At 39.8% G+C, this 12,257-nt stretch carries 14 protein-coding genes; 5 read left to right on the forward strand and 9 right to left on the reverse strand.

The genetic code is table 11. The annotated features are described in order from the left end of the window. Window positions 1-4: 4 nt before the first annotated feature. Window positions 5-1,351: an aspartate aminotransferase family protein gene (locus tag IHV11_RS16340; protein WP_197195551.1), complete on the reverse strand. Its 1,347-nt coding sequence runs from the start codon at window positions 1,349-1,351 to the stop codon at window positions 5-7. Between the two features lie 323 nt (window positions 1,352-1,674). Between IHV11_RS16340 and IHV11_RS16345 the strand changes: the two genes are divergently transcribed. Next, window positions 1,675-2,376, forward strand: coding sequence for a DUF421 domain-containing protein (locus IHV11_RS16345; protein ID WP_197195762.1), 702 nt, complete (start codon window positions 1,675-1,677; stop codon window positions 2,374-2,376). A 120-nt stretch (window positions 2,377-2,496) separates the two neighbouring features. Here IHV11_RS16345 and IHV11_RS16350 read toward each other — a convergent pair whose 3' ends face one another. The 4 genes from IHV11_RS16350 to IHV11_RS16365 all read right to left on the reverse strand — a co-directional run bounded on the left by IHV11_RS16350 (window position 2,497) and on the right by IHV11_RS16365 (window position 5,240). Then, on the reverse strand, window positions 2,497-3,159 hold the full coding sequence (locus tag IHV11_RS16350; protein WP_197195552.1) for a type 1 glutamine amidotransferase domain-containing protein: 663 nt from the start codon (window positions 3,157-3,159) through the stop codon (window positions 2,497-2,499). 273 nt (window positions 3,160-3,432) lie between these two features. Continuing rightward, complete coding sequence (locus IHV11_RS16355; protein ID WP_197195553.1) at window positions 3,433-4,278, reverse strand: aldo/keto reductase; 846 nt, start codon at window positions 4,276-4,278, stop codon at window positions 3,433-3,435. Between the two features lie 53 nt (window positions 4,279-4,331). Further along, window positions 4,332-4,733: an HIT family protein gene (locus tag IHV11_RS16360; protein ID WP_197195554.1), complete on the reverse strand. Its 402-nt coding sequence runs from the start codon at window positions 4,731-4,733 to the stop codon at window positions 4,332-4,334. Further along, window positions 4,734-5,240, reverse strand: a complete 507-nt coding sequence (locus IHV11_RS16365; RefSeq protein ID WP_197127036.1) for an NUDIX hydrolase — start codon at window positions 5,238-5,240, stop codon at window positions 4,734-4,736. It abuts the gene before it with no gap. 205 nt (window positions 5,241-5,445) lie between these two features. Between IHV11_RS16365 and IHV11_RS16370 the strand changes: the two genes are divergently transcribed. Beyond that, a complete protein-coding gene (locus IHV11_RS16370; RefSeq protein ID WP_197127035.1) occupies window positions 5,446-5,682 on the forward strand; it encodes a transporter suffix domain-containing protein in 237 nt (78 codons plus the stop codon). Window positions 5,683-5,748: 66 nt separating this feature from the next. Further along, the gene (locus IHV11_RS16375; protein ID WP_197195555.1) at window positions 5,749-5,919 is read left to right on the forward strand and encodes a hypothetical protein; all 171 of its coding nucleotides are present in this window, start codon (window positions 5,749-5,751) and stop codon (window positions 5,917-5,919) included. A 10-nt stretch (window positions 5,920-5,929) separates the two neighbouring features. On the opposite strand, the gene IHV11_RS16380 is transcribed toward IHV11_RS16375, so the two are convergent. Continuing rightward, window positions 5,930-6,502, reverse strand: coding sequence for an MFS transporter (locus IHV11_RS16380; protein ID WP_197195556.1), 573 nt, complete (start codon window positions 6,500-6,502; stop codon window positions 5,930-5,932). Next, complete coding sequence (locus tag IHV11_RS16385; RefSeq protein ID WP_197195557.1) at window positions 6,499-7,923, reverse strand: FAD-binding oxidoreductase; 1,425 nt, start codon at window positions 7,921-7,923, stop codon at window positions 6,499-6,501. The genes IHV11_RS16380 and IHV11_RS16385 overlap by 4 nt, the downstream gene beginning before the upstream one ends. Before the next feature lie 200 nt (window positions 7,924-8,123). Here IHV11_RS16385 and IHV11_RS16390 point away from each other — a divergent pair, with 200 nt between their 5' ends. Then, window positions 8,124-8,405, forward strand: coding sequence for a hypothetical protein (locus tag IHV11_RS16390; protein WP_197127032.1), 282 nt, complete (start codon window positions 8,124-8,126; stop codon window positions 8,403-8,405). A gap of 57 nt (window positions 8,406-8,462) precedes the next feature. Here the strand turns inward: IHV11_RS16390 and IHV11_RS16395 are convergent, their stop codons facing one another. Then, a complete protein-coding gene (locus IHV11_RS16395; protein WP_197195558.1) occupies window positions 8,463-9,659 on the reverse strand; it encodes a M20 family metallopeptidase in 1,197 nt (398 codons plus the stop codon). A gap of 22 nt (window positions 9,660-9,681) precedes the next feature. After that, window positions 9,682-11,250 carry an AbgT family transporter gene (locus IHV11_RS16400; protein ID WP_197195559.1) on the reverse strand — a complete coding sequence of 523 codons (1,569 nt, stop codon included), beginning with the start codon at window positions 11,248-11,250 and terminating at the stop codon, window positions 9,682-9,684. Window positions 11,251-11,514: 264 nt separating this feature from the next. Here IHV11_RS16400 and IHV11_RS16405 point away from each other — a divergent pair, with 264 nt between their 5' ends. Then, on the forward strand, window positions 11,515-12,156 hold the full coding sequence (locus tag IHV11_RS16405; protein ID WP_197195560.1) for a class I SAM-dependent methyltransferase: 642 nt from the start codon (window positions 11,515-11,517) through the stop codon (window positions 12,154-12,156). The last annotated feature ends 101 nt before the right edge of the window (window positions 12,157-12,257 follow it).

Consider the following 12,257-nt stretch of genomic DNA (forward strand, 5'->3'; position numbering starts at 1 on the left):
ACCTCTATTTTAGTGCGGCTCTTACCGCATCTGTGAAAATTGCGATTACTTCATCCAGTTGTTCCTCTGTAATGATAAGCGGTGGCAAGAATCGGACAACGCTGCCATGCCTTCCGCCTACTTCTAAGATCAATCCTCTGTTAAAGCATTCTCGTTGAATGCGGCTAGCGAGTTCAGAGTTTGCGGCATATGTTCCTTTTAATCCAGTTGGAATGCGCGGGTTCACAATTTCTGCCCCTACCATCAAACCTCGGCCTCGAACATCACCGATCTCAGGAATTTCATTTTGTAGGATTGAAAGTTCAAGCATAAGTTTCTCGCCAAGTTCAGCAGCGTGCTGTGATAAGTTGTTTTCTTTAATATGACGCAGTGTTGCTGTTCCAGCTGCCATAGCCATCTGGTTTCCTCTGAACGTTCCGATATGCGCACCAGGTCCCCATTTATCCAGTTCGCGATCATAGATCACAACAGATAAAGGCAAGCTTCCACCAATCGCTTTAGACAGAACGACTACATCCGGAGTAATTCCAGCATGTTGAAAGGCAAATAGTTCACCAGTGCGTCCGATACCTGTTTGCACTTCGTCAATGATTAATGGAATGTTACGCTCTTTCGTGATGCGGCGGATCTCACGCAGCCACTCAACTGGCGCAGGAATAGATCCACCTTCTCCTTGTACGACTTCTAAAATCATGGCCGCTGGAGGAAGGATTCCGCTTTCTGGATCATATAAAAGATTCTCAATATAGTTAGCGCTGATTCTCCACGTATCTTCTCCACCCATTCCGAACGGGCAGCGATATTCATATGGATATGGCATAAAGTGTACATCTGGCATCAAGCCTTGCACGCTCTGTTTCGGCCCTAAGTTACCAGATAGCGCCATCGTTCCGTGTGTAGCGCCATGATAGCCTCCTTGGAAAGATAGGATGCTTCTTCTACCAGTTGCTGTTTTTACAAGCTTGATCGCTGCTTCGATCGCATCTCCGCCAGTCGGTCCGCAGAATTGAATCTTTGCACGTTTTGCGAATTCTTCTGGTAAACTATCAAACACTTCACTTACAAATTCCTCTTTTACTGGCGTTGTTAAATCCAGTGTATGTAAAGGGCGCTTGTCATGAAGCACTTTCTCAATAGCGTCTATCACTACCGGATGATTATGCCCTAGCGCAAGTGTTCCTGCTCCTGCCAGACAGTCAATATATGTCTTCCCATCAGCATCTTTTACATAGATTCCGTCCGCTTCTTCAATGGCGATCGGAATACGACGCGGATAAGATCTTGCGTTTGACTCTCTTTTTTCTTGTTGTTTTAAATATTTTTCATTCATCTCTATTTGTAACATGCTCATATTTTATTCCTCCTAGTGGATTATCCGACACATCAGTGAAAATGATTCTCATTATTGATTACATGTATAACCTTAATTGATAATGATTATCATCGTCAATGATAAATTATCCCTAACTTCTTTCCAGTTATTTTTAGCGCTGGGTATGAGCAATAGGTCTTAAGACCCGGTGTTTCGTTATCACTCTGCAAATCCATTAAAAAAAAGCCGCATTATTTGCGACTTTTCTATACTATTTATTTAAAATCTTTTTATTGTGTTAAAACGTCACGCTTGAAGCCTATACTAAATGCAATAAATAGAATTGAGGTGACAGACGCATGATTGATTTTTACCAAAGCCAAGAATCATTAACAGCAATTGAATGGATATTAAGAGCAATCGTTGCTTTTTTCTTCATGCTACTCGCCGTAAAACTTATGGGACAACGTTCCTTTTCACAGCTACGCCTTTTGGATTTTATTATGGCACTCATATTCGGAAATATCATCGCCCATCCCTTGTCTGATCAACACTTGGGTTTAAAAGGTTCCCTTATTACGATGACTGTTCTCGTTTTTTTATATGTTAGCACTACGATCACAGGACTTCATTGGCATCCACTTCGTAAACTAATTGACCCTGCCCCTATTATTTTGGTAAAGAACGGTCAAATACTTTATAAAAATTTAAAGAAGGCGCGCATCTCAATTGATGTATTATTTTCAGAGCTTCGTAAGCATAGGGTCATCAATATCCAAGAAGTCGCTCTGGCCTTATTTGAATCAAACGGAACCATTACATCATTTTTGGATCCTCAATATCAAACAGTAATACAAAAAGACTTAAACTTGCCTCCTAAGCCCTTTGACTATCCTCAAATCATAATCAAGGAAGGAAAAATCAATCAAAAAGAGCTCGCTGAAACCGGGAAAACAAAAGCATGGCTTTTGGAACAACTAAGACAACAGAATACGAACCTGCCTGAAATATTAATTGGCACTCTAGATCACCATGATCGTTTGCACATCATGTACTACAAGTAATGTATAAATAATATCAGCTCGTCAACACATAAAAAGTACAATACGTTCTTAAGAAACATTAGACCCGTCTGAAAAAGGACAAAAAACGACCAGCCTCGGCTAGTCGCTTCCGTTCATCTTTTATTGTTTATCCAACACATCAATCATGCGGAGCGCTACACTTCTGCTAGATTGAGGATTCTGTCCTGTAACAAGTGTGCCGTCTGTTACCGCAAAATCTTCCCATTTTCCTGCTCGTTGAAACTCTGCTCCAAGTTCACGAAGCTTTGTTTCGAGTAAGAACGGTACTTCTTTCGTCAGCTGCATCTCCTCTTCTTCTTCATCCGTAAATGCTGTAACCGTTTTACCTTTTACGATAGGTGTACCATCTTTAAGTGTTGCTGTTGTAAGTCCTGCAGGTCCATGACAGACACTTCCGATTACTTTATTTGTTTGTGCCATTTGACTTACTACTTCTTTTAATGCGTCACTTTTCGGGAAATCGAAAACGGTACCATGCCCGCCGGGTAGATAGATCGCGTCATAGCTCGTTGCATCATCAGGAGTAAGTTCTGCAGTACCTTCCAACTGAGCCAGTGCTTCCTTATATGTTTCTTTATCTACACCTTCTAAGCTGTTCGGATCTAGCGGAACAGCTCCACCTTTAATGCTTTTTACCGTAATATCATATCCTTTGTCGCGAAACTCATTGAAAGGAACCGCAAACTCCTCTAACCAGAGCCCTGTCTTATTATTACCAATGTTTTGATGATTCGTTACGACGATCAATACTCGTTTTGTCATTGTTACACTCCCTTTCATTACATTACGTTTATCATTTTTCCCGAATCTAATGATTTAAAACACGTTAAAATATAGAAGGGAGCGAGATTAAACGGTAGATTTGTCGAAAAGCCTATAAATTGATTTTTACGGCCCTTAAATTTTTTTGAAGGACCATAAATTTATCATTAGGAACTATAAATTATTTTGAAGGACTATAAATGTATGTTTAGGGCCCATAAGTACGAATCCACAAAAAAAGCCTACCTAAAAACAGGAAGGCTTACACTCACTTTATTCAAACTGTTTATAAAACTCCGGATCATCAGGGTCTGCACCGTTACGTTTTTCTTGATTTAACGCCGAAATACGCGACATATCTTCATTTGTCAGTTCAAAGTCAAAGAGTTCGATATTTTCTTCGATTCGATGCTGTGTGACAGATTTAGGAATCGTGACTACCCCGTTCTGAAGATCCCAGCGCAAAATGATTTGAGCGACTGACTTATTGTGTTTATCTGCGAGTTCTACCAATGTTGGCTCTTCAAAGATTTCTCCTTTTAAAAGAGGTCTCCATGCTTCCAGCTGAATTCCTTGCTCCTTACAGAACGCTAACAATTTTTCCTGCGACAAACGAGGATGGTATTCCACTTGGTTCACCATCGGCTTGATCTCTGCTTCACTCATCAAATCTTCAAGATGGTGCTGTTTGAAGTTGCTGACACCAATCGCTTTAGCTCGTCCCTCATTATAAATTTTCTCAAGAGCTTTCCATGTTTCTTTATACTTTCCTGGCACCGGCCAGTGAATAAGGTATAGATCCACATAGTCTAGCCCTAGCCTCTCTAAACTTTCATCAAATGCTGATAAGGTTTTTTCATAGCCTTGTTCGGTGTTCCAAACTTTTGTTGTAATAAAGAGTTCTTCTCTTGGAACATTGGATTCGGCGATTGCCTGACCGACACCCGTTTCATTGTTATAAAGGCTTGCTGTGTCAATGCTTCGATAACCTGCATCGAGCGCCCACTTTATGGACTGGATGACTTCATCACCATCTTCAGCTTTATAAACTCCTAGACCAATCCATGGCATTTGAACACCATTATGTAGAACGGCACGATCATGAATACTGCTTGGCATAATGAATCCCTCCTTGTTCACATTGTGGCACAATCTTTATAAAGTTAAAAACATTACACTCTTTGAAGTTTACCTGCTGTTTCGGCTAAACGTTCAGAAGCATTATCTAAGATCGTCGATTCACTCCACGTGAATCCATCGTTTTCATACCTCGGAATCACATGCATATGAAAATGAGTAAGATCACTAAACTTACCCCCATTTTGGTTAATCGTAATCCCATCAGGGTTAAAACAGTTCTCTAGCTTTTTTGATATGTATTTTGCAGCTTCCATTACAGCATTCGTTTCTTCATTCGTCAGCTCTGTTAATTCCTTAACATGTCTTTTAGGAAGAATGAGCGTGTGCCCCTCATTAAAGGGATCAATATCGAGAAAACATTGCACCCACTCATTTTCATAAACCGTATGTATAGGTAATACTCTATTCGCTAATTCACATCCTAAACAACTCAACTAGATCCACCCTTTCAGCCTTGCCAATAATAAGCCATGTGCAAGTTCACTATCTTTCCAGATCCCTTGTTCAATATTTCGGAATGCCCGTTCTATAGGGATATGAAACGCTTGAATCGTTGCTTCCTTTTTCTCTAGCATTTGAGATTTGTATTCCACAATATCTTTAGTAAAATATACATGCGTAACCGTATTACTCAAACAAGCACTTGGCTGTATACTTCCCAAGAAAACCGTTTCTCCACACACGATACCCGTCTCTTCAAGCAACTCTCTTTTTGCAGCTTCCATCGGATCTTCATTTTCGTTCATTCCACCACCTGGAAGTTGGATAATAACTTGATCTACGGCCGGTCGATATTGGCTGATCAATATGAGAGAATCGTTCTCTAACGCGACCATTACGGCTGCTTCATAAGGTATCTCTTTTAACGTAATACTTCCAAATTCATCCTCGAACACTTCAACATCTTTATCTCTGCTCTGATATACAAGTTCCTTTTTCAAAATTACCCCACCCTTTTACATCAGTTTCCTCTTAACATTATCCAAACTTGGAAACATTTTCAACTATGAGCTTATTGGAAATGTCACCCAGTTAATAATTAAATAGTTAGTGGGAATATTTTCTAATAATTTGGTAGAATAATGAGATGGGAACTTTATCTCGTTTTTTTCGTATTACTTGTAATTAGGTACGGAGGAGATTACTTTGAAAAAGAAAATCGGAATTATTTTTATTATACTTTCGTTTGTTTTGTGGATTCTAATACCGGTCATACCGTTCTTATCATTCGGTGCCGGTCTTAAAACTGCCATTGTTAGTGGATTATTTATCGGTGGAGAAGTATTCTTTTGGCTAGGTGCGCTATTAGCAGGAAAAGATATTGTGAAAAACTTTATTAAAAAGTATTGGAGAAGAGACAAGAAAGACGACGATCTCTCTTAAATGATTTGAAGTCGAATGATGATCTGATTCAAACTGCAGACTCAATAAAATAGGTGGAAAAATGGAATGGAAGAACTTATTCTAGGCTTTATTTTTACATTCTTGGTTGTTATATCCTTTGAAACTATTTTTACTAGAATATTAGGTAACGGCGTAAAGCATCCTGCAAAAAAGATTCTAGTCCTTGCCATCCAATGTTTTGTTATTACCTGGCTTCTCTATCAGATGTATACGTAAAGCCCGTCAGCTAGAGCTGTACGGGCTTTTTTTCTTGAATTTCGGATGTAGTGGTGACTGACTTTAAGATCAGACCGCCAGCGATCATATAAAGAAATGATGCGATATAGAACAAGCTTCCTATCGTTAAGAAGTCTATCAGATAACCTGTCAGCATCACAGCAATCGCCCCCCATACACTTGTCCATAAATGATAGCTTCCAATCTTTGTCCCCGTCTGTACGCCCTCAGATTGCCTTGCTAGGACGGTTTTCTCCGATGTTTTTTGCACAGCACCTAATATCCCCATTACGATCTGCACCAAGTAGAGAGCAGTGACTGTTTCAATGATAGGAACAATCAGCATCATCCCAGCCATACCCCATGTATGTAAAAGAATAAAGGTACGGTCACCAAATTGATCAGAAAGCTTGCCAATTATCGGATGAACAAGTGCTCCAGTCAGAGCAAAAAGACCGTATGCCAATCCGAACTGCGAGTAGCTGTCACCGATGTTACGGATGAGAAGCAGATAGAAGGGAAAAACCATTGAGCTTGCTGTCATTAAAAGGCTTTGAATTGTTACAAATGTACGATAATTCATTGTGAGTACACCTCGTAGAAAAGATTTTTGAACCGTTCTTTAGGATCAAGCTCGCGTTTTTTCTCAAAGAACTCATCGATACGCGGGTATGCTCGTTTCAGTTGTTTTTCTGTCGGATATGAATAGTAAGGTAAGTAATAGCTTCCATCGTGATCTAACGTTACGTCGATCATCTTCTGAATGACCTTCTCTGTTTTCTTTATCTCTTTTTCAGATCTGCCTTGATTAATCAATAACACAAGAGCAAACATATCATCCTTTGCATAGGACAATACAGCATCCTCGTCATGCTCAACGTATCGAATCGTGATGTTCAACAGGTTCAGATCCTCTTTTTCTAACACCTTTCTTAGATCGTCTATATATGAAGCAAACTGATCAACAGGAACAAAGTACTCTTGCAATACTTCTGTTCGATTGGCATTTTCATATTCCATAAACGTACTGTCTGATCTCATTACGTTATTTCTTGATTGATATCTGCCATTACTATTTTGAAAGTGTTTCTTCTGTGTCTCCCAAAATACATCTTTTCCCCATTCACTATAACGAGACATCCCTAACATAAATTTTGGTAGCACCACGGTTTCTTTTTCATTTAACTTTGAATATCTACTTAACTTCTTTTGATTTTCTGCCAATACATAGTCTGTTACATACATTTCTTTTAAAAAGGTCTTAGGAGCAACAGATAAACGAGCAAGATGCATCTTTACATGCTCATCATTCTTAACCTTTTCCTTAAAATGCTCTTCGTATTCTTGGTAATCCATCGTGGATATGCGATGTTGATACAGTTCATCCTCAGCCAAATGAAGTGTGACATCGAGTATGACTCCAAAAAGACCATAACCGCCTATCACGTATGAGAAGTATTCACTATTCTCTTCACGGCTCACAGAAATGATTTCTCCATCTGGCTTAAGTAAGCGAAATGAATTTACCGTATCGATTAGAGAGCCATACCTTATATCACGTCCATGAACATTTACACTTAGAGCACCTCCAACCGTAAAAATATTTTGCGACTGCATGACTTGAATAGATAGACCGTACGGATTAATCTTCTTTTGAATATCTGCCCATGTCACGCCACTTTGAACCGTTATCGTTTTTTCTTTAGGGTTGAAATTCAATATCTCGTTGTATCTCTTCATGTCGAGAAGTGTTCCATATGGATAGACAGTATGACCTCCCTGACTATGCTGCATCCCAGCGATTGAAATCGTCTTTTCTTGTTTGACCCACTTTTGGAGTTCTTTTGTAGAATGCGAACTCTTTACCTCTTTCATTTTTGTCGGTAAAAGTTTTCCCGCATCTTCTACTACCACTGTTTGTTGTTGGTGTGAATGGATGGAGGAGCTTGTGTAAAGAGCAATTCCATATAAAGAAATCATAATTAAAAGATACTTTCCTTTCATAACATCACCCCACTGTAAAAAGTGTAATTTTACACATTTATTATAAAATGATACTTAAGTGGTTGGCAACAATTTTTTTCGAAAATCAAATGTAGATTTTTCAATATCGAAAGAATTTAGACGCTTCTTCATCTTAAAAATGGTGATTCGTACAAGCACTCTTTTACGCATTTCATATAGTAATAGTGGGGGTGATACGATTGGGTAAAAAAAGAAAAGAACTTTTGGAAGCTTTTAATTCTTTAGATGCAAACGGCACAGAGACTGAAGCTGAAGTAACCGCTGAAAACGGTGCTGAAGCTGGTACTGTTGAAGCGTTACGCTCTCTTTTAGGTGATGGTCTTAAACGCAAGAAGTCTAAAAAGGGTCCTGCTGTAAAGTCTAAGAAATCTTCTAAGAAGTGCAAGCAATCTAATGGAAATGATTCCGGTGAAAATGGAACAGGTGGATCTGGAAGCGCTCCTGACAGCTGTTGGGAATAATTCTTGAATATAAAAAAAGCTCCCTCTCGTAAGGGAGCTTTTTCATGCTTTTATTAATTAGCTCAAAACTTTTGTTAAAGCATTTTGTTTTAGATAAGTAAGTGTTGCAGCCCCAAGTAAATTTGCTGCTATTAATAAAGCATCTTCATTAATCTTAAATTTTGGGTGATGGTGCGGATATACTTCTTCCCACGCTTCGTCAAGAGCACCGGTAAAAAAGAACGTGCCCGGAACTCTTTCTAAGTAATATGAATAATCTTCCCCACCCATTTGCGGTTCGATTTCTTCGAGTTCCATAACACCTGGAACTTTTCTCGCTACATCCACTATGAACTCCGTGTCGCCTTTATGGTTAACAACTGCCGGATATCCTCGTTTAAATACATATTCATAGGAAGCATCAGATGCGATACACGTTCCTTTTGCGATGCGATCGATCTCCTGCTCGATGGCAACTCGAACGTCTTCCTTAAATGTACGGACCGTTCCTGTTAATTTTGCCGTATCCGCGATCACATTAAATGCATTTTTTGCTTCAAAAGCACCAACTGAAACGACTGCAGCGTCCAATGGATTGACTCGGCGGCTCACAATTTGTTGAAGATTTGAAACAAGTTGTGCACCAATAACGATGCTGTCTTTTGTTTTATGAGGCTGAGCGCCATGGCCACCTTTACCTTGTACTTTAATTGTGAACGAATCGGCGGCTGCCATAACTGGCCCTGTTCGATAACCAATTGTTCCTGTTGGCATCGTTGCCCAAAGATGTGTTCCGTAGATAACATCCACACCATCTAGGCAGCCATCTTCAATCATTGCAATAGCTCCACCTGGAGCGAGTTCCTCAGCATGCTGATGAATGAACACGATTGTTCCTTCAACTTCGTTCTTAAGCTCCACTAAAACTTTTGCGAGTACTAGTAGTGACGCTGTGTGGCCGTCATGTCCACAAGCATGCATAACACCAGGCACTTTGGATTTGTATGGAGATTCATTTTCCTCTTGAATCGGAAGTGCATCAAAATCTGCTCGAAGTGCAACTGTCTTTCCTGGTTTTCCGCCTTTTAATGTAGCGACTACTCCTCGCCCACCGACTCCCGTGCGCACATCTAATCCTAATTTCTCATGATACGAAGCGATAAAGGCTGGTGTTTCGACTTCTTCAAATGACAGTTCAGGATTTTGGTGAAGATGTCGCCGGATCTCCACCATTTCATCTTGATAGTTTGCCAAACGGCTAAATAATTGTTCCATTCCTGCTCACTCCTCTTATAATCTACATTTTTATATATTCGCCAGGACCTAATGGAAGTCCTAGCACATACCAGACAGCAAATAAAACACACCAAAAAATCGTATAAGCGATCGTATAAGGAAGTAATGAGGAAATCAAAGTTCCCATTCCCATATTCTTATCAAACTTTTTCGCAAAAGTTAGCAAGATGGCAAAGTATGCAAGCATCGGAGTTATCGTATTGGTGATCGAGTCACCAATTCGATATGCCATCTGGGTAAAAGCTGGACTATAACCTAAAGCCATAAACATCGGGACAAATACAGGTCCTAAAATTGCCCATTTTGCTGAAGAACTAGCTATGAGTAAGTTTACAAGAGCTGTAAAAAGGATAAATGTGAGCAATAACGGAAGTCCCGTAAACCCTGATTCTTTTAAAAAGTCTGCCCCTGTTATTGCAATGATCGAACCTAAATTGCTCCAGCTAAAATAAGCAATCATCTGAGCTGCAATAAAAGCAAGTACGATATAGTACCCCATGCCGCTCATAGCTTTTGTTAAATGTTCGGCTACGTCTTTATCATTTTTCAAGACCTTAGAACCGAATCCATAAGCCATTGCTGGAATCAAGAAAAATAGAAGCATGATCGGAACCAATGAATCCATAAACGGAGAATCGATCAGTTCTCCTGTTTTCGGATGGCGAAGCATAGCACCTCCGGGAACCGTTACCAGCAGAATGATCGTTGTATAGACTAATAGGGAGATCGTTGCCCACTTTAAGCCTCTTTTTTCTTCAGAAGTTAAGGCTTGTTTCTTCACTTCAAGATCATCAGGAATTTGGTAATCCCCTAGTCTTGGTTCTACAATCTTTGTCGTTACCCAAACAGCAACAGGTACTAGCACAAAAGTTGAGGCTAGCATGAAGTAGTAATTCATAGCAGGGTTTGCTGTATACGATTTATCTTGAAGATGAGCTGCTGACTCTGTGAAACCAGCAAGCATTACATCGAGCATACTAATGATGATATTTGCACTAAATCCACCAGCAACTGCTGCATACGCTGCTGCAAGTCCAGCGATCGGATGACGTCCAAGAGTGAGAAACACCATTGCTGCTACAGGTGGGAGTACGATTAAAGCGGCATCAGCCGCTGCATTTCCTACGATTCCTATAAAAATGATGATCGGTAAGATGAGTGCTTTTGGTGAGGCTAATACAACCCTTCGCATGAAAGCTGAGATCAAACCTGTTGATTCCGCCAGCCCTACTCCTAGCATAACGACGAGCACAAGGCCCAGCGGCGGGAAATTCACAAAGTTACTAACTAGCTCACTCAGCATCCTTATGATTCCATCTTCGTTCAGAAGGTTGACTGCTGTAATTTTTTCATTATTAGCCGGATTCACTGCACTCCATCCAGCTACTCCAGCTATGAATGAACCCAGCAAGATAACAGCCGTAATGATGACAAACAAAGTAAGAACATCCGGAAGCTTATTTCCGTTTTTCTCTACCCAGTCCAACAGTCGATTAAAGATATTTTTTTTGCTGTTCTCAGGATCTGGTGTATTTGGTGAAGGTACTGCTTTCAGCGCTGAACGTGACATGGATATCCTCCCTTTGTTATGAATTTTCAGAAAAAATAAATTTCTTCACATTCTACCGTCTCTATCATTTGGTTTCAAGGGGTCATATAGAACACTACTTTTTTACTAGACAATAGATTGTGTAAGGACTGGGAGGGATGTAAGGGCTTTCCTTTGCAGAATATTCTTTCATTTTGAAATTTACCTAACTCTTACCTTTCGCTATAATAAATACATTGTTGCTTAGAGAATTGATTTTCAGATAAGTATAAGGGAGAGAACACCATGGATCTTTTATTAAAAGAAAGTCTGAAAGCAAGCTATAACGAGCAAGCTGATTCACGTGATCGATCAGAGATTCAGAATTGGAAAATTGACGAATTAAATGCCTTTGTTGCCGCTCTTACATCTAGTCCAAAAAATGATCAACATACTGTTCTTGATCTTGGAGCTGGATCAGGTCAACATGGGAAATACTTATCTCAACATCACTTGGATGTAACATGTATCGATCTCTCTCCTAACATGGTAGAAACGTGCCGTGCAAAAGGTTTAAAAGCAGAAGTGATGGATTATTACAAACTACATTTTGATGATGAATCTTTTGATGCGGTATGGGCGATGAATACGCTTCTTCACGTTCCAAAGGTAAGCCTGCCTGCTGTTCTTAAAAACATTCATACCGTATTATCAGAGGATGGTTTATTCTACATGGGCGTTTACGGCGGTAAAGATTCTGAGGGAGTGTGGCAAGAAGATTCATATATTCCAAAGCGATTCTTCTCCTTTTATACCGATGAAGATTTACTTGATGTGGTCACTCCTCTATTCGACGTACAAGATTTTCACGTTGTCACAGAAGCTGGACGAGGTATAGGTATGAACTTTCAATCCTTGCTTTTACGTAAGAAAGCAATCGTAGACTAATTACAGCGTTGCTTTAAGAGATAATTTGCTTGATTAAATTGTATGAAGCTCAAGATAGGACAAGAGTGCTAGCTTAAAAATCTGTTCAATAAAAGCTCCTC

The sequence above is a fragment of the Fictibacillus sp. 26RED30 genome (assembly GCF_015903845.1).
Taxonomy (GTDB): domain Bacteria; phylum Bacillota; class Bacilli; order Bacillales; family Fictibacillaceae; genus Fictibacillus; species Fictibacillus phosphorivorans.